At 39.1% G+C, this 17,599-nt stretch carries 15 protein-coding genes; 5 read left to right on the top strand and 10 right to left on the bottom strand.

All coding sequences use genetic code 11. The features are described from left to right. Positions 1-241: 241 nt before the first annotated feature. A complete protein-coding gene (locus BV214_RS12865) occupies positions 242-766 on the bottom strand; it encodes a 5' nucleotidase, NT5C type (protein ID WP_086477921.1) in 525 nt (174 codons plus the stop codon). Between the two features lie 341 nt (positions 767-1,107). Between BV214_RS12865 and BV214_RS12860 the strand changes: the two genes are divergently transcribed. Beyond that, positions 1,108-2,238 (top strand): glycerate kinase, encoded by a 1,131-nt coding sequence (locus BV214_RS12860; protein ID WP_086477920.1) that lies wholly within the window; start codon positions 1,108-1,110, stop codon positions 2,236-2,238. 53 nt (positions 2,239-2,291) lie between these two features. Here the strand turns inward: BV214_RS12860 and BV214_RS12855 are convergent, their stop codons facing one another. The 9 genes from BV214_RS12855 to BV214_RS12815 form a co-directional block, all read right to left on the bottom strand. Continuing rightward, positions 2,292-2,525 (bottom strand): DUF6095 family protein, encoded by a 234-nt coding sequence (locus tag BV214_RS12855; RefSeq protein ID WP_086477919.1) that lies wholly within the window; start codon positions 2,523-2,525, stop codon positions 2,292-2,294. A 42-nt stretch (positions 2,526-2,567) separates the two neighbouring features. Beyond that, positions 2,568-3,407 (bottom strand): DUF4249 family protein, encoded by an 840-nt coding sequence (locus BV214_RS12850; protein WP_086477918.1) that lies wholly within the window; start codon positions 3,405-3,407, stop codon positions 2,568-2,570. A 4-nt stretch (positions 3,408-3,411) separates the two neighbouring features. Further along, positions 3,412-5,790 carry a TonB-dependent receptor gene (locus BV214_RS12845; protein WP_176328517.1) on the bottom strand — a complete coding sequence of 793 codons (2,379 nt, stop codon included), beginning with the start codon at positions 5,788-5,790 and terminating at the stop codon, positions 3,412-3,414. A 118-nt stretch (positions 5,791-5,908) separates the two neighbouring features. Then, complete coding sequence (locus tag BV214_RS12840; RefSeq protein WP_086477917.1) at positions 5,909-8,128, bottom strand: NADP-dependent isocitrate dehydrogenase; 2,220 nt, start codon at positions 8,126-8,128, stop codon at positions 5,909-5,911. Positions 8,129-8,981: 853 nt separating this feature from the next. Then, on the bottom strand, positions 8,982-9,332 hold the full coding sequence (rplS, locus tag BV214_RS12835) for a 50S ribosomal protein L19 (protein ID WP_086477916.1): 351 nt from the start codon (positions 9,330-9,332) through the stop codon (positions 8,982-8,984). Between the two features lie 215 nt (positions 9,333-9,547). Next, entirely contained in the window at positions 9,548-10,225 is a 678-nt protein-coding gene (trmD, locus tag BV214_RS12830; protein WP_086477915.1) for a tRNA (guanosine(37)-N1)-methyltransferase TrmD, read from the bottom strand. Between the two features lie 223 nt (positions 10,226-10,448). Next, positions 10,449-11,066: a tRNA (guanine-N1)-methyltransferase gene (locus BV214_RS12825; RefSeq protein WP_086477914.1), complete on the bottom strand. Its 618-nt coding sequence runs from the start codon at positions 11,064-11,066 to the stop codon at positions 10,449-10,451. Between the two features lie 147 nt (positions 11,067-11,213). Continuing rightward, complete coding sequence (locus BV214_RS12820; protein ID WP_086477913.1) at positions 11,214-12,665, bottom strand: glyceraldehyde-3-phosphate dehydrogenase; 1,452 nt, start codon at positions 12,663-12,665, stop codon at positions 11,214-11,216. Between the two features lie 169 nt (positions 12,666-12,834). After that, on the bottom strand, positions 12,835-14,229 hold the full coding sequence (locus BV214_RS12815) for a S1C family serine protease (protein ID WP_086477922.1): 1,395 nt from the start codon (positions 14,227-14,229) through the stop codon (positions 12,835-12,837). Between the two features lie 130 nt (positions 14,230-14,359). Between BV214_RS12815 and dapF the strand changes: the two genes are divergently transcribed. The 4 genes from dapF to BV214_RS12795 all read left to right on the top strand — a co-directional run bounded on the left by dapF (position 14,360) and on the right by BV214_RS12795 (position 17,497). After that, positions 14,360-15,148: a diaminopimelate epimerase gene (gene dapF / locus BV214_RS12810; RefSeq protein ID WP_086477912.1), complete on the top strand. Its 789-nt coding sequence runs from the start codon at positions 14,360-14,362 to the stop codon at positions 15,146-15,148. Then, complete coding sequence (locus BV214_RS12805) at positions 15,135-15,665, top strand: GNAT family N-acetyltransferase (RefSeq protein ID WP_086477911.1); 531 nt, start codon at positions 15,135-15,137, stop codon at positions 15,663-15,665. The genes dapF and BV214_RS12805 overlap by 14 nt, the downstream gene beginning before the upstream one ends. Continuing rightward, positions 15,662-16,705 (top strand): endolytic transglycosylase MltG, encoded by a 1,044-nt coding sequence (mltG, locus tag BV214_RS12800; protein ID WP_086477910.1) that lies wholly within the window; start codon positions 15,662-15,664, stop codon positions 16,703-16,705. The genes BV214_RS12805 and mltG overlap by 4 nt, the downstream gene beginning before the upstream one ends. Before the next feature lie 162 nt (positions 16,706-16,867). Then, entirely contained in the window at positions 16,868-17,497 is a 630-nt protein-coding gene (locus BV214_RS12795; RefSeq protein ID WP_086477909.1) for a hypothetical protein, read from the top strand. The last annotated feature ends 102 nt before the right edge of the window (positions 17,498-17,599 follow it).

The raw sequence follows: 17,599 nt of genomic DNA, 5'->3' as shown, positions 1-17,599 counted from the left end.
ATCAACCATAACTTGCCTTAAATTGAACTGCCTACTGAAGACTACTGATTACCGATTTCTGTTTACTGATGACTGAAGAACCTTTCGAATTTTTTTTGACTTCTTTTAAAGGAACTCAATAGGTGCTAAGGTGCTAGGAAGATATAGGAGTAAAGAAACAATAAGGAGGAAAAAAAGTTACTAGGGAAATACTAAAAGGGCCCTTATTAAATTCACAAGAGCCCATTCGGCTATTATTTGCTTACAATAATAAATCTGCTACTTCCAGCCAATTGTTTGCACGTTCATAACCTGTAGTGTGCACGTTATGGGGAGAAGTAAATAAAATTTTGCGTCCCTCAAAGGAAGCAAGGTTGTAAGAACGGTCATCAATAAGAATATCCCCTCTTAAAATGTGTTTGTGACCACAAAGGATTCTGTTTTTCCAATGGATAAATGGAAAGTGTTCATCTAACCAATCGCTTTTTTCCCTTAGGGAATTTGGAAACTCCATAGCCGCCGATGCTACATACAGATCGTATTTTTTAGACAATTGTTTTAATATTTCCTGACTGTCCTTAATAGGTTTTAACGCTCTAAAGAATCCATCGGTACGAGCGTGGTTTTTAACCACATGCTTTCTTTCTTCAGGAACGGATTGCCATACTTCCTTTCCTAAACAGTGATCTACATGAAGGTTTTCATTATATCTCTTATTGTAAAGTTTAATGTGTTCGTTATAGGTATCCGCAAATACCTCGTCCATATCCACAAAAAGTATCTTCATTTTAAATGATTAAATTAATAGCGAAAATAACGAATTTAGGGTTAAGGAGGGTACTTTATAGTTTCTAGACTATATTGGTGTCTGATGGTATTTAAATGATAACCGATATGGGGTCGGTATTCTAGTTATTTATCTTTGTTACCTATAAAAGTGGCCTTATTTTATTAGTTTCCTTGTATTAAGTTAGCTTAGAGTGAATAGAATACTAGAAACGCATTTGGAACTATTCATATTTCCCAGAATTTCCATTTATAAATAAAAAGAGGGTTATATTTTGGTACTGTGCTTTGTTTTCATCCTAGTCGTAGTTATTTCTCACCTTAAATAGTTCATAAATTTCTATGAAAGTTTTATTGATACCAGACAAGTTTAAGGGCTCTTTAACCGCAAGGCAGGTGGTGGGGGCCTTATCTTATGGAATACGCAGATTTAACACTAAATCTACCATATTTAAGGTATTCGCTTCTGATGGGGGCGATGGTTTTTTGGATGCCATAGAGCATTATATTTCCGTGGAGAGGGTAGAAGTAGATACCATAGATCCCCTTGGGAGACCCTTAAAATCCTATTATTTAATTGATAAAAAGAATGATACCGCGTATATAGAATTGGCCAAAGCTTCTGGCTTGGATCTTCTTTCCCAGTCCGAATTAAAAATTATGGAAGCCTCTACCCTGGGATCTGGAATTCAGATTATGGATGCCATTAACAACGGGGCCAAAAACCTTGTGGTGGGTTTGGGCGGAAGTGCTACCAATGATGGTGGCATTGGTATTGCTCATGCTCTGGGGTTCCGTTTTCTCGATAATAAAGGAAATGAACTGGAGCCTAAGGGAAAAAACTTAATCCATATTGCCCAGATAGTTAAAATGGATGGCTCCCTTTGGCATAACAAGGCTTTTATGGCGGTGAATGATGTTAGCAATCCGTTGGTTGGCCAGGAAGGAGCGTCAACTATATACGGCCCACAAAAAGGAGCTAATAGGGAGCAGGTGCAGGCCTTGGACGAAGGGCTGAGGAATTTAGCAGAACGAGCTAAGGAAACATTGGGTAGAGACTATGCACTTCTGCCAGGGACAGGTGCTGCTGGGGGAGCGGGCTTTGGTCTAAAATCTTTTTTTAATGCCGATTTTGTAAGTGGGGTTGACTTTATTTTTCAATTGGCGGAACTCCCAGAAATCTTTAAAAATAACCGTATTGATTACATTATAACAGGAGAGGGGAAGATAGATGCACAAACACTTCAAGGGAAATTGATAAAAGGAGTGATGGAACTCGGAAGAAAATATCAAGTTCCAGTAATCGCAGTCTGTGGAAAACTAGAAGTTGATTCCCAAGAGATGAAACAACATGGATTGTTGGAGGTATTGGAAATTGGGAAAGACGCAAGCTCCCTGCAATATAGCATGGACAATGCAGCAGAATTAATAGAAAACGCCATTTATAATTACTTTGAGAATTTAAGGCGTTAGTAATATTGATCTATGTAAGAGCGTTTATAATAGAGGAGCATGTTGGATGCTCGTTATTCCTTTTTTCCCTTATTAAATAATGCATCCATGATTGTTTTAATTCCATAGAAGCCCAGACTAATGGCACCAATGGCCAATATGAGGCCTACTATCAATACGGGCCAGTATAAGGGGTGTCCCTCGTTTTTAAAAGCTTGGTAGATTACTACGGGAGCGGTAAACATTAGTAATACGGTATAGGCTAAATATTTTATTCCTTTCACCAAAATATCTTTATTGGTTCTCATGCGTATGTGTTTAAATTTTATAAAGTCAACCTAGTTTACATCCTATTTATTAATAACTATGGTCTTGGAGAAGGTTTGGCACACTGCAAAGTATCCCAATGCAAAACCGTCGGTAATTGGCATACTGCTATTCAATTGGTCCATTTTATCCATATTAACTATATTCCCCCTAACGGTGGTAGCGGGAGTACTAAAGGGACCGGTATCTGAGCCGCTTTGCTGTATCAGCTGATTCATATAATTGAAAAAATCTTCATCGATTCCTAATAAACTAATGTTCAGTTCTTCTTGATCCTGTAAACGTTTGTCATAAAAGTAAGAGAACTCAAAATGTTGTCCCTGATAAAATTCATCTTCGGTTACGAGATACTCCCCAAAATTAAAGTCGAATAGATAGAAATCATTTCTTTCTCCGTTGTCTGTAAAATTAATCAAAACTTCGGTCTCATCCTCCCCAAAAAGAGTTCCCATTCCCTGTCTAAGCGAATCTATTGGTACTGCTGGAACAAACTGGGTACGTCCCAAATAGCGTTCCCCCTTGTGATTTAGTTGTAGCTCCAAGTCCCCATTGAGAAGGAACTCGGTCTCCCATTCGTTTTCATAAACTCCTGATCCTTCCGGATTTTCGGATAATTCTATAAAACTGTTTTTTGTGGTGTTTAAAATTCTAACTTGGGATAATTTTGCCGGTTGTACCGTATCATAAAAAGAACTACCTAGAGTGGCTTTGATCCGTACTGGTGTTTTAGGTTGATTTATATTGTTAATTCTAAGCACAGCATCTATTACCAACCTGGGATCTTCCGATGGAAGCGTTACCTCAATTACGTCTACACAGCCAATCAACAACAAAATAAAAATGGAAAATAAGAGTCGTTTCATCGCATTAGAATTTAAAATTGTAGGTTACCGCAGGAACCACCCCAAAGATAGAGGTTCTTACGGCTTCGTTGGCTCCGGTATCAGAATTTCTGGAAAAGCTTATAGAAGCTGCATTTTTTCTATTGTAGAGGTTATAGATGCTAAAAACCCATTCGGATTTTAATTTTCGTTGTTTATTCTTCCTTGGAGATAGTGTGGCCGAAACATCCACCCTATGATAGGCAGGGAGACGCTCCCTGTTTCTAGGTCCGTAGTAGGGCACGGTTAGATCCTGAAATTGATATTGCCCTATGGGATAATTGGTGGGTTGGCCTGTCTGGTACACAAAGTTGCTATTAAAGCTCCAGGTATCGTTTAATTGAAAATTGGTGTATATGGAGATATCATGGGTTTTGTCATAGGGAGTGCTGTACCATAGTCCATCGTTAATGCCAGTTTCTATAGAAGATCTTCCAGGGGTACGCTGCTTGGATTTAGACAAAGTGTATGCTAACCAACCTTGCCATCTACCTTGATTTTTTTTAGCCAGAATTTCCAACCCATAGGCCCTAGCCTCCCCATTTAGGATGACCTGTTCTATGGCGTCGTTTGCAATGAGGTTGGCACCGTCAATATAATCTATTCTGTTCTTTATCTTTTTATGGAATAGCTCTGTCTCTAGGGAGTAATTACCCTTGTTTATATTTTTAAAATAACCCACCGCAAATTGATCTAGTAGTTGTGGTTTTACAAAGGGGCCACTAGGGGTCCATACATCTAGGGGAGTGGGGGAGTTGGTGTTAGAGAGTAAGTGTAGGTATTGTGCCAACCTAGTATAACTCGCCTTTACGGAATTATCATCATTAAAAATATAGGATAGTGCCAGTCTTGGTTCCCAATTGGAAAATGAGGCCAATTTCTCGCTTCGCTTTGGATAGCGTACAGAAACCGGTTCTGCCGACTTATACAAGTGTAATTCAGAATCATAAATAACGGGATTGTTATTCTCGTACTCATTTAATTCCTCTTGCCCCAATCGGGTAAAATTACTGAACCTTAGCCCGTATTGTAAGCTTAAATTCTGCGATAATTCTTGTTCAATATCCACATAGAAGGCTAATTCATTGGCATATTTCTGAATTAATTGATCCTCTACGATACCTGAGGAAGGTCTGTTTGGAGCTATTTTTCCTGGATTGAATGTATAATAGATATTATTTAAACCATAATTTATCTGTAGGCTATTGCTTAGATAATGCTTAAAATCGTACTTTAAATTCAAATTTTGAATACCGGAGTTCCATTCAAACCCAACAAAATCTAGTTCTAGTCCGTAGTAGTAATCGGAATAGATTAGGGAGAGGTTAGAGAATAGTTGGTCAGTAAATAAATGGTTCCACCTAAAATTCATTACGGCATTACCGTAGGTATTTACAAAGCTATCGCTAATTCTAAACACATCCCTTCCAAAGTACCCGGATAAATAAATATTGTTCTTGTCATTTATCCTAAAGTTTAATTTAGTATTGAGATCATAAAAGTAAGCCGAATTGTCCACCTCAAATAGGGGAAGAAATAAATGGGCGTAGGAAGCCCTGCCGCCTACAAGAAAAGCTGCCCGATCTTTAATGATAGGCCCTTCGACTAACAACCTACTGGCAACGGCCCCTATGCCGCCATTTACCATTACCTCTTTACTATTGCCCTCTTTTTGAAAAATTTCTAGGACAGAAGAGACCCTGCCGCCATATCTAGACGGAATTCCACCTTTAAACAGCTTAAGATCCTTAATGGCATCTGGATTAAAAACAGAGAAAAAACCAAAAAGATGGGAAGAATTAAAAATGGTAGCTTCGTCTAGGAGAATTAAATTTTGGTCTACCGAACCTCCGCGAACATTAAATCCTGAAGAACCTTCACCTGCATTGGTAACCCCTGGTAATAGTAAGATGGACTTAATAATGTCCGCTTCCCCTAAGATTACGGGGATGTCCTTAATGGTTTCCACGGACAGTGAATTCACACTCATCTGCGGTTTTCGTATGTTCAGTTTTTCAACATCCTCTGTAACTACCACTTCTTCTAATTGTTCTGCCGCCTCCCTTAATTGAAAGTTTAATCGCTTGTTTTCTGATGTTAGATCTACAGTGCTAACAATCTCCTCATAACCTAAATAACTAAGCCTTATTTCATAGCTGCCCTTTGGAAGCGTAATAGAATAAAAACCATACTCATTGGTAACCACGCCCTTTCCTAAGGAGGGAACGGAAAGGGTTACACCAATTAATGTTTCATTGCTGGATGCTTCAGTAACCGTACCGCTGAGGGTATAACGATTCTGGGAGTAAATACATATTGAAAATAGTAGGAATATGAAGAATGGGGCCCGATGGTTTATCCGCATTAGTTTGGTGGTCTGTTATGTGTTTTTAACCTGCTACTGGCATAAAGCTACGCAATAATTAAAACAAAAAGACCTTTTCATAGATTGAAAAGGTCTTTAATTCCAGCTTGAGGAAATCTTAAATAGTATCCAAAATACTATTGAGTTTTTGGCTAGGCCTCATGGCTTTACTGATAAGATCTGTCTCTGGCATATAATAACCACCAATTTCCATAGCAGTTCCCTGGGCTTTGTTTAACTCTTCTACTATTTCATTTTCGCTGGCAGCTAACTGCTCTGCGATTGGTGTAAAGTGTGCTTTTAGCTCTTGGTCTTTATTTTGCTCTGCCAAGGCTTGGGCCCAATATAAGGCTAGATAGAAATGGCTACCTCTGTTGTCTAATTCAAATACCTTTCTAGAAGGAGATTTGTCATTAATCAAGAATTGCTCCGTAGCAGCGTCTAAGGTTTCTGCCAACACCAATGCCTTTGGATTATCGTTTTTCTCTCCTAAGTACTCCAAAGAAACACCCAGGGCTAAAAATTCTCCTAAAGAGTCCCATCTTAGGTGTCCTTCATGTAAAAATTGTTCTACGTGCTTCGGAGCAGATCCACCTGCACCTGTTTCAAAAAGCCCTCCTCCGTTCATAAGAGGAACTATGGACAACATTTTAGCACTGGTACCCAATTCCAAGATGGGGAAAAGGTCTGTTAAATAGTCACGCAAAACATTTCCAGTAACCGAGATAGTATCCTGTCCAGCTTTTAAACGCTTTAAAGTATATATAGTAGCGTTTTTAGGACTCATTATCTGTAGATCTAACCCTTCTGTATCGTGATCCTTTAAATATAGGTTCACCTTTTTGATTAATTCCGCATCATGGGCACGGTTTTCATCCAACCAAAATATAGCAGGTACCTTTGTGGCTCTTGCACGGGAAACGGCTAGCTTTACCCAGTCTTGGATAGGAGCATCCTTCACCTGGCACATTCTCCATATGTCACCTTCCTCAACTTCGTGTTGGATAAGGGTTTCACCAGAATTAACGTCCACCACGGCTACCGTACCCTTGGCGTCAATTTCAAAGGTTTTATCGTGGGAACCGTATTCCTCAGCTTTTTGCGCCATAAGTCCCACGTTAGGAACCGTCCCCATAGTAGTAGGGTCAAATGCCCCGTGTTCTTTACAAAAGTTTATGGTCTCAGTATAAATGCTGGCATAACTACTGTCTGGGATTACTGCTTTGGCATCTTGTGCATTTCCTTGAGCGTTCCACATCTTACCAGAATTTCTGATCATGGCAGGCATAGAGGCATCAATAATAACATCGCTGGGGACGTGAAGGTTGGTAATTCCTTTATCAGAATTTACCATGGCCAAATCCGGTCCATTTTCAATGGCCGCTTTAATGTCTTTTTCTATTTCCGTACGCTTAGCTTCCGGTAGCTCCTGTATTTTGCTGAATAAGCTTTCCAGGCCATCATTAGCGTTGACTCCCAAAGAGCTTAAGGTAGCTGCATGTTTGTTAAATACCTCCTCAAAGTAGGCCTTAACAGCGTGACCAAAAATAATGGGGTCGGACACCTTCATCATGGTTGCTTTCATATGCAATGAAAACAATACGCCTTGGTCCTTGGCATCCTTAATTTGTTCTTTAAGGAAGTTTAGCAATGCTTTTTTGCTTAGTACGGTGGCGTCTATGATCTCACCCTTCAACAACGGAAAACCTTTTTTCAAAGTTGTTTTGGTTCCGTCTGTAGAGGTGTGAACTATTGCTACCTCAGTGGCTTCTGTAAGGGTTAGGGATTTTTCGTTAGATTTAAAATCTCCGTGGTCCATGGTAGCAACATGGGCTTTGGAATCGGAGCTCCATGCTCCCATAGAATGTGGATTCTTTTTTGCGTAATTTTTAACGGCACGTGGCGCCCTTCTGTCGGAGTTGCCTTCCCTTAGAACTGGGTTTACAGCACTACCTTTTATTTTGTCGTATCTTGCCTGTATATCCTTTTCCTCATCATTGGATGGTGTGTCTGGATAGTTGGGTAGTTTATAGCCCTTAGCCTGTAACTCGGCAATGGCCTCTTTCAATTGAGGAATAGAGGCACTGATATTTGGAAGCTTTATAATATTGGTGTTGGGCAATTTTGCCAATTTCCCCAATTCTACCAAATCGTCCGAAATCTGTTGATCTTTCTCCAAGTAGTCTGGGAAGGTAGCAATAATCCTTCCAGCAAGGGAAATATCCTTTAAGTCAACTTCTATCCCGGCTGTTTTTGTAAATGCCTTAACTATGGGGAGAAGGGATTGAGTTGCTAATGCAGGGGCTTCGTCTGTTTTGGTATATAAAATTTTTGGCATTTTTAGTTATATTTTTATGTTTAAGCGGAGCAAATATACGATTTTAAAAATGCCAAATAAACTGCTAGAGCCATAATTGGGATTTATGTGGGGAATAAGCGAAAAATTATAAATCCTTCATTATTAAGGTGCATTAAATATAATTTTACAAGATTACAACGATTCAAATATCCAATTTAAGGTGGTGAGTCTAAAATTAGGAGTACGCCGCATGAGAACTTCTCAGTGACCTTGGAGATTAAGATTCAAATAGATACCACTGGCTTGGAAATAAAAGGCTAATTGGATTGTTGAATAACACGGATAGATAGAAAATAATAAAAGCCATATCATTGTAGAATCTACCTTGACATGGCTTTCTAGAAACAGTTTACAAACCTCTTGTTCTGTAATTTTACAAAACGGCAACCATTGATTGCATTTGCGTGGCTGTTTCAACGTTTGAAACACTTTTTTCCATTGAAAAAATCATAGGAACAGCGGTATTTCTCCCATTGTTTAAATAGTTGTTGGTGTGACGGAACAACCTAATTGTAACCATTACTACCTTCAAAGATTTACAAATCCTGAACCCTAATAAAGTAACTTCAGAACTCGGTTTCATATTGTGGTATTGCTACCATTAAACTGAAACAAACAAATGGATAAAGAACGTAAACTTTATATAGCCTTTACCTTTAAAATTCACTAAAGGCTACGATTAAAGATACTACTTTATTGCTTAAAAAACAATTTTTTAAGCAAGTTTAATAATAATTATAAGCGTATTATCAAGACCCTATTTTAACGGTAGATCAAAAAAAAGCGTCCATATAATATATGAACGCTTTTAGTGTATCGGGAAAAAAATATATTAAGAACGAATTTCCTTAATTCTAGCTTTTCTTCCAGTAAGCTCTCTAAAGTAGAAGATACGTGCTCTACGTACTTTACCTCTTTTGTTTACTTCAATCTTTTGCAATGCAGGCATATGTACAGGGAAGATACGCTCTACACCAATGGTACCGGACATTTTACGAATCGTAAATGTTTCGGTTGCCCCAGATCCTCTTCGTTGTATAACAACTCCTCTAAAAAACTGGGTTCTTGTTTTCTCACCTTCCTTAATTTCAAAGTACACAGTAATTGTGTCACCTGCTGAAAATTTTGGGAAATCTTTTTTCGGAACAAATTCGTTTTCTACAAATTTTACTAACTCTTCCATGGTATATAATTATCAGTTACTTAAGTCAACTTTCACGATTATCGTCAGAGGTTGAATTAATGGAGTGCAAAAATAGTTGAATATTTATAATTTACAAGGGAAAATTCCTTTTTTATCAGGGATTTCTGATTTTTGTTCCGCCTGTAAATGAGTGACTTTGGTTGATGGGGAGAATTATTCAATTTTGTCCATATAAAATTGGCTTCCGTATGCACCTAGTGGTCCAATAAATCGGGTCTTAGTTTCTTGGTCCTGTCATAGGCCTGATCTTCTCGCCATTTTTCAATTTTAGGGAAATTACCGCTCGTTAACACCTCTGGTACGGTATGCCCTTTGTAATCTGCAGGCCTGGTATACACGGGTGGGGCTAATAAGTTGTCTTGAAAAGTATCCGTAAGGGCAGAGGTCTCATCGGATATGACACCTGGTATGAGTCGTATGATAGAGTCGCATAGCACTGCGGCCCCTAATTCGCCACCAGATAGAACATAATCACCTATAGATATTTCCCTAGTGATAAATAAATCCCGTACACGTTGATCTACCCCTTTATAATGTCCACAAAGAATAATAATGTTTTTGAGGAGGGATAAACTATTGGCAGTTTTTTGGTTTAAAGTAGCACCATCTGGAGTCATATAAATAACCTCATCGTAATCTCGTTCACTTTTTAAGGCCGATATGCATTTGTCTATGGGTTCTATCATCAACACCATTCCTGCGCCACCTCCATATTGATAATCGTCTACTTGATTATAACTTTTATCGGTGTAGTCCCTCAGATTATGTACGTGGACTTCCACTATTTTTTTATCTATTGCCCTTTTTAGGATGGATGCACCAAACGGACTTGTAAGGAGGTCCGGAACCACGGTAATAATATCTATTCGCATAACTGAAGGTAATTTCTTTTGGAGCCAATTAAATACAACGCTGCAAAAGTAGTTAAAACCGTTGGATTATATTCCCAAATTAACTTTTGGTAGAAAGCGGCAGAGCTAAGGTTATTTAATGAAGCCAAAGCATCCCGAGCATGCTTATGGATATGAATAGGAAATTATTGTAGAAGGGTCGATGATGGCAATAAAAAAAAGCTCCGGTGAGGAGCTTTTTTTATTATGATTTCTTGTATTTGTTAATTTCGTCTTGGAGCTGTCTGCTGATTTTTTGTTCGCGTTCTAGTGCTCGTCTTCTATGGTCTTCGTATTCTTTCTCTACTTCAGAAAGCGATTGCTTAGCTTCCTGGGTAAGGATATTACTGTTTCTAAATTTGTAGATAAAGAACAGTAGTAATAACAACAAACTTCCAATAATAGTCCAAAGAATGGCATTATAGGTACCTTTAGAAGTGTTAAAGCCCAAGAAAGACATATTGTCTTTTTCTTCGGTTACAGCGGCTAGGTTATTGGTGGTTTCCTCCAGCTGCTTATTTAGGGACTCAATGGTTTCCTCATGGCTAGCAATGGTAGTGCGAAGTTGTGCCGCACGCTCATTGAATTCGTTGATGGAGTCTGATACATTCTTTCTCAGTTTATTGAGATTTACCTCCTTCACCACTCTATATCTAATGCCCTCTGCCCGGTAAGGTCCTGATTTTGTAGTGAGATACTCAAACTGGGAACTAATGGGGCCGCCGTCTAAGGAAAGTACCTCCTGTTCCTCACCGTCCTGGGCAAGGCTTAGGTTACATGACCATAGGGCCAATACAACAACTAGTATTCTATAAAGTTTCATTAAAATAATTCTTAGTGTTATTAATCCATCCGAGACGGCAAAAATACTTTAATAATCCCAATTATTAAAAAAACAAGATACAATTATAAGTATTACCCCCCCTAATGTACCTGTTGATTCTCTTCCAAAGCCCTAGGTTTACTCTCTTTAATAGTAGGTGTACCTCCTTACTTTTGCAAAATACTTGGCAAGCCGAATCACTTGGTGTGCATATCCAAATTCATTATCGTACCAGATATATAGAACTAAGTTTTTTCCATCCTCCGAGACAATGGTTGCAGTACTATCATAAATGGCAGGAGCAGAGGTGCCTACTATATCTGTAGATACCAATTCGTTGCTAAGGGAGTATTTAATCTGTTCTACCAAATCCCCTTCCAAGGCATATTTCTTAATAATAGTGTTCAGGGCTTTTTTGGAGGTGCTGTTTTTTATTTCCAAGTTTAGAATGGCCAACGACCCATTGGGAACTGGGACCCGAATGGCGTTGGATGTCAGTTTTCCCGAAAGTTGCGGAATAGCCTTGGCCACCGCCTTTCCGGCACCTGTCTCAGTAATAACCATATTAAGGGCGGCGGCTCTGCCCCTTCTGTATTTGCCGTGCATATTATCCACTAAATTCTGATCATTGGTATAGGCATGGATGGTTTCTATATGGCCTTTTTTAATGCCTAAGGAATCTTCCACCACTTTTAAAATAGGAGTAATGGCATTGGTAGTACAGGATGCGGCAGAAAAAATCTTTGTAGAATCCGGGTCAAATTGATTGTGGTTTACTCCATGCACAATATTGGCTACCTCGCCTTTGCCCGGTGCAGTAAGTAATACTTGGTCACTTCCTGTAGCTTGTAGATGCCTGTTAAGGGAGTCCATGTCCCTATACACTCCAGTATTGTCAATGATTAAGGCGTTGCTAATTCCGTATTGGGTATAATCAATATCCTCGGGCTTGTCGGCGGCAATAATAGGTACTGTGGTCCCATTGATAAATAATGCTTTGGCCTTGTAATCTACCTCTACAGTGCCCATAAACTCCCCATGAATGGAGTCGGTTCGCAATAAGTTGGCCCTTTTCTCCAATATGTCGCCCGTAATGGGGCCACGGGTAACAATGGCCCTTAAGCGCAATTGGTTTCCTTTCCCTGTCTTGGCCATTAACTCCCTAGCTAATAGTCGTCCAATTCTTCCAAAACCGAAAAGAACCACATCCTTAGGGTGAATCTCATCACTGTTATTCGCAGATTGTAATTTATCCAGCACAAAGGCTTTTACATCATTATGGCTATTTTCCTGGGAATGGAATTCATAGGTTAATTTGCCAATATCTAGTTTAGAAGGAGGGAGTGATATATCGTTGATCGCTCGAAGAATCTCTATGGAATCAAAAATAGAGATAGGTTTTTGAACAAACTTTCCTGCATATTCATGCAGATTTATAATGTCGCTTACGTTTTTGTCTATGACCTGATTTTTAAAGAGAACGATCTCAATGGACCGGTCGTACCATAGATCACTGGTGATTTTAATAAATTCTGTGGTTGCCTTCCTTCGGTCCGATTGAAAAGCAAGTTCCTTCTCGTACAAATTGGTTGGGTTCATTTGATGCTATAAATTGAGGTTGTTTTTGGTAAAAGTATATATTTCAAACGTTTTCGTAAAACTTATTGCCAAAAAAAAAGCGCCTTGATCAAGGCGCTTTTTTCAATTCTATTGCTTTTGTGCTACAATTGGTCGTACAAGTAATTTGTTTAAGGGTTTTGTACTGCCATTATTGTATAATTAACCGTTCTATTTCTCCTTTTTCATTTAACATGGTAATACTGGTTCTTCCATATCGTGTGATTCTGCCAAATTTAACCCTAGCATCCTGAATGTCCTTAATTTCCTCATCTCCGAATGAAATCAATACCTTACCTTCCAAATCATAGGCTCTGAAAGTTTCAGGCACCCCAATGATCTTCACGCCTTTTTTGGTTTTAAAGGTCTTTTTATCCTTATCGGTCAAGTTTTTGATTTCGAAACCGAGTTTTGGGATTACCATGGTTTGTCTCTCTTTTAAGGTAACTGGAACCTCTAACAGTTCCTTATCCCTTTTAATGGATACCAGTAGCTCATCCCCTGGTCTTTTAGAGGATATATAACCGGTGAGATCGGAGTATTTGCGAATATCCACATTGTCTACCCCTACAATAATATCCCCTTCCAGTAATTCGGCATCAAAGGCACCAGAGTCTTCCACAACTTTGGCAATATAGACACCTTCAATCTCGTGAACACCTTTTTCCACAGCGTATGGACTATTAATGGGGATGGTCTCTATGCCTAATATTCCTTTCTGTACATTACCGTACTCCATTATATCTTCTACCACTTTCTTGGCTATATTGCTAGGTACTGCAAAGGAATAGCCAACATAGGATCCGGTTTGCGAGGTAATGGCGGTATTTATTCCAATTAAATCCCCGTTGGTGTTTACCAATGCACCACCACTATTTCCAGGGTTAACGGCAGCATCTGTTTGTATAAAGGATTGGTCTAAGGAGGCAAGGGCACGTGCCTTGGCACTTACAATACCAGCGGTTACCGTAGAGGTTAGGTTAAAGGGATTTCCTACCGCTAGTACCCACTCTCCAACCTTGGTCTCGTCCGAATTGCCAAATGCCAGGTAGGGCAGGAGTCTCTTGGTTTTTATCTTGATTAACGCGATGTCCGAATTGGGGTCCGTTCCAATTACCTCGGCTTCATAGGTTTTATTGTTGTTTAGGGTTACTTGTAACTGATCCGAATTAGCAATAACATGGTTGTTGGTTACAATATAGCCGTCTGGGGATATAATTACCCCAGAGCCGGTACCAACCTGTGGTCTTTGATTACGTCCGTATCCATAGAACCATTCCCTTAAGGTGGCGGGACCCTGACTCATAGTTACGTTTTTTACATGTACTACGGCATGGACGGTTTTCTCTGCAGCAGTAGTGAAATCCACTTCATTGATTCCCGCACCCCTAGCTGAGGTTGGGGTAAAACTAGTAGTCACTAAATTTGTGCCATTATCTTGGGTGACGATGGTATAACCCGGTTTTTCCAAAAATAGTTTATAAGTACCCAAAGTGATGGCACCAGCAAAAACAGCAACTAGTAGTAAACTTCCAATTTTCTTCATAAATTCATCGCTTTTTTTGATTAACTCCAGTAAAATTAACATAATTAAAGGTGTATAAATTGGGTTTAACGACTTTTTAACTGCTAATTAAACCTTAATAAAATTATATCTTTGCAATATAATTTGAGATATGCTATTAAACTTTTACAAGTACCAAGGAACGGGAAACGATTTTGTGATTATAGATAATAGGGATCTTTCTTTTCCTAAAAACAAGACCCAATTGGTTTCCTTTTTATGTGATAGAAAATTTGGTGTAGGTGCAGACGGACTTATACTTTTAGAAAACGACGAGGCTACCGATTTTAAGATGGTTTATTATAACTCGGATGGGAAACAGAGTACCATGTGCGGCAACGGCGGAAGATGTATTGTGGCCTTTGCGAAGCATTTGGAGTTAATTTCGGATGAAACTTCTTTTGAAGCGGTAGACGGACTTCATAAAGCTAAAATAGAGGGCAACGTAGTAAGTCTGCAAATGCAAGACGTAGATAGCATAATAGAGAAGTCTAATTCCCTTTTCTTAAATACGGGTTCTCCCCATCACGTGCAAGCTGTGACCGATGTGAAAAATTTTGATGTCCGGAAGGAAGGAGAACGTTTAAGGTACGGTGTCTATGGCAAAGAGGGAAGTAATATAAACTTTGTGCAAAAGATAGCAGAGAATTCCTTTTATGTACGGACCTATGAAAGGGGAGTAGAGGATGAGACCTTGTCATGTGGGACTGGTGTAACAGCCGTTGCTTTGGCAATGCATCACGCTGGACAAGCCAATAAGGATGCCGTGTCTATAACAACGCCTGGGGGGCAACTTAAAGTCCATTTTACAAAGAGTGAGACTAAGGAGGGGTATAATGAAATATGGCTGACCGGTGCAGCGCAACTTGTCTTTAAAGGTGAAATAGATGTTGAAGCTTAAAGGGGAACATATATTTTTAAGGGCCTTGGAGCCCGAAGATTTGGATTTTCTATACCAACTGGAGAATAATCCGGAGATATGGGAAATTAGTGGCACCACTACACCCTATTCCAGGCATATCCTAAGGTATTATTTAGATAATGCGCATAAGGATATCTATGAGGTGAAGCAATTGCGTCTCTGTATATGTAACCCTAAGGGGGTTGTGATTGGCTTAATTGACTTGTTCGATTTTGATCCCCAAAACCTACGGGTGGGAATGGGAATTATTGTGAGCGACAAAGCGCAAAGGAACAAAGGGGTAGGAGCAGAGGCTATAGAGATTTTGTGTAATTACGTGTTTTCGGTTCTAGGTCTCAGGCAGGTCTATGCCAACGTGTTAGAGGGCAATGAGCCCAGTATTCACCTATTCACCAAATTGGGCTTTAAACAAGTAGGGGTTAAAAAGGATTGGATCAAATCTAATGGTCAGTTCAAGAATGAAATTCTTTTTCAAAAAATAAACAAGGGGGAATGAAAATAAAACGTGTTGTGTTAATTGTGGTGGGCTTATGCTTGGTGCTGGCTGCCACCTTCGCCTTTGTGGTATACGGCATTTTCTTTAAACCCAATACCAAATTTCAGGAAGAAACTACCTATGTCCATATCCCTACCAACGCCAGTTTTGATGAGGTAGTTGGTTTGCTAGACCCGCTCTTGGAGAATAAGGGGAAATTTGTAACCGCAGCCAAGAGGAAAGGCTATAGCGATTATTTTAAATCTGGTAGATATGCCATTAAGAAGGGGATGAACAATAATGAAATTATCAATTCCTTACGGAGTAAGAATCTACCGGTTAAACTTTCTTTTAATAATCAGGAAACCTTGGCAGATTTGGCGGGAAGGGTCTCCTTGCAAATAGAAGCCGATAGCTTAAGCTTGTTGGAAGCGTTTAAGGATACGGATTTTTTAAAGTCCAACGGCTTTAATGAGGATACCGCACTTTCTATGTACGTCCCCAATAGCTATGAGTTTTTTTGGAATACTTCTGCAGAGGGCTTTAGAGAAAGGATGTTAAAGGAGCATGGTAGGTTTTGGAATGAAAACCGATTGGCCAAGGCTAAGAAGCTTGGAATGAGTCCGGCTGAGGTGAGTACCTTAGCTTCCATAGTGCATAAGGAAACTGTAAAAGTAGACGAAAGACCAAGAGTGGCTGGTGTGTATCATAACAGACTAAAAAAAGGGATGTTGCTGCAGGCAGATCCAACGGTGATATATGCCATAAAGAAACATACTGGTAATTTTGATACCATTATTAAAAGAGTACTTTATAGGGATCTGGAGTTAGATTCGCCCTATAATACTTATAGGAAGGCAGGTTTGCCACCAGGGCCCATTGCGATGCCGGATATCTCTGCCATTGATGCCGTACTAGCGCCCGAAAAACACGACTACTACTATTTTGTGGCTAATGTGGAAAATTTCGGTTATCATAAATTTGCCAAAACTTTGGCACAACACAACCGGAATAAGGTGCAGTATGTCCGATGGATAAATGCTCAGAAAATTAAAAGATAGGTTGCTTAACCAGATTTAATGGTCGTTTATCGGGTAATAATACGCGTATATCAAAAGTTACGTTAAAATTGGCTTCGGTAATGGAAAACGGTTTTATATTTGCGGCGTGAAATTTAAGCAAACACATTTTTCACGTGTTGTAAGTCTTAAGAAAACCAAAATATGAGAAAGTGGACAAGTTATTTGTTCCCCGTTGTCATGATCTTTATACTAGTTAGCTTTGGTCCTAAACAGGTAAATGTTTCGGTACCGGAAGCTTTAAGAGTGACAGAACCTACTGAAGTTTTATTTCCCAATCACAAAATCGTTTTAAAAAAGCCTATTGCTACTCCACCCTTTTTGGGTACCTCCTATAACGGGTTTAAGGAGGCCTTAGCGTTCAAAGAATCTCAAGGAAATTATTTTACGACCAATGCCTTTGGATATCTTGGAAAATACCAGTTTGGTATTGGAACTTTGGAGTTGTTAGGAGTTTATAATGCGACTTTGTTTTTGAATGATCCTATATTGCAGGAAAAGGTTTTTCAAACCAATTTATCCAGGAATAAGTGGATCTTAAGAAGGGATATAAAGCGCTTTGTAGGTAAGGAAATCAACGGTCAGGAAATTACCGAATCCGGTATACTGGCTGCTGCACACCTTGCGGGAGCAGGTAATGTTAAAAAATACCTTCGTTCGTACGGTAAAAATAATGTAAATGATAGTTTCGGATCTTCTGTAGCTTATTACATGAAGAGGTTTTCAGGATATGATATCTCTAATGTAATTCCAATTAGGAATCCGAAGATCTAGATTTTAAGTGGTTAAATTAAAATGTGAAAGCTTCAACCTTTGTGTTGAAGCTTTTTTTAGGATCATGACTAATTGTTGTGTTTAGGTAAAATATTAATGTTG

The sequence above is a fragment of the Arenibacter amylolyticus genome, from assembly GCF_002150785.1.
Taxonomy (GTDB): Bacteria; Bacteroidota; Bacteroidia; order Flavobacteriales; family Flavobacteriaceae; genus Arenibacter; species Arenibacter amylolyticus.
This window is presented reverse-complemented; position numbering and strand designations above follow the sequence as displayed.

Excerpts from the sequence above, each read along its gene's own strand:
- BV214_RS12850 (WP_086477918.1), bottom strand. The coding sequence starts at position 3,407 with ATGAAACGACTCTTATTTTCCATTTTTATTTTGTTGTTGATTGGCTGT.
- BV214_RS12865 (WP_086477921.1), bottom strand. The coding sequence starts at position 766 with ATGAAGATACTTTTTGTGGATATGGACGAGGTATTTGCGGATACCTAT.
- BV214_RS12825 (WP_086477914.1), bottom strand. The coding sequence starts at position 11,066 with ATGAAACTTTATAGAATACTAGTTGTTGTATTGGCCCTATGGTCATGT.
- trmD (WP_086477915.1), bottom strand. The coding sequence starts at position 10,225 with ATGCGAATAGATATTATTACCGTGGTTCCGGACCTCCTTACAAGTCCG.
- BV214_RS12855 (WP_086477919.1), bottom strand. The coding sequence starts at position 2,525 with ATGAGAACCAATAAAGATATTTTGGTGAAAGGAATAAAATATTTAGCC.
- dapF (WP_086477912.1), top strand. The coding sequence starts at position 14,360 with ATGCTATTAAACTTTTACAAGTACCAAGGAACGGGAAACGATTTTGTG.
- BV214_RS12820 (WP_086477913.1), bottom strand. The coding sequence starts at position 12,665 with ATGAACCCAACCAATTTGTACGAGAAGGAACTTGCTTTTCAATCGGAC.
- BV214_RS12795 (WP_086477909.1), top strand. The coding sequence starts at position 16,868 with ATGAGAAAGTGGACAAGTTATTTGTTCCCCGTTGTCATGATCTTTATA.
- BV214_RS12845 (WP_176328517.1), bottom strand. The coding sequence starts at position 5,790 with ATGCGGATAAACCATCGGGCCCCATTCTTCATATTCCTACTATTTTCA.
- BV214_RS12840 (WP_086477917.1), bottom strand. The coding sequence starts at position 8,128 with ATGCCAAAAATTTTATATACCAAAACAGACGAAGCCCCTGCATTAGCA.
- BV214_RS12860 (WP_086477920.1), top strand. The coding sequence starts at position 1,108 with ATGAAAGTTTTATTGATACCAGACAAGTTTAAGGGCTCTTTAACCGCA.
- BV214_RS12815 (WP_086477922.1), bottom strand. The coding sequence starts at position 14,229 with ATGAAGAAAATTGGAAGTTTACTACTAGTTGCTGTTTTTGCTGGTGCC.
- mltG (WP_086477910.1), top strand. The coding sequence starts at position 15,662 with ATGAAAATAAAACGTGTTGTGTTAATTGTGGTGGGCTTATGCTTGGTG.
- BV214_RS12805 (WP_086477911.1), top strand. The coding sequence starts at position 15,135 with ATGTTGAAGCTTAAAGGGGAACATATATTTTTAAGGGCCTTGGAGCCC.
- rplS (WP_086477916.1), bottom strand. The coding sequence starts at position 9,332 with ATGGAAGAGTTAGTAAAATTTGTAGAAAACGAATTTGTTCCGAAAAAA.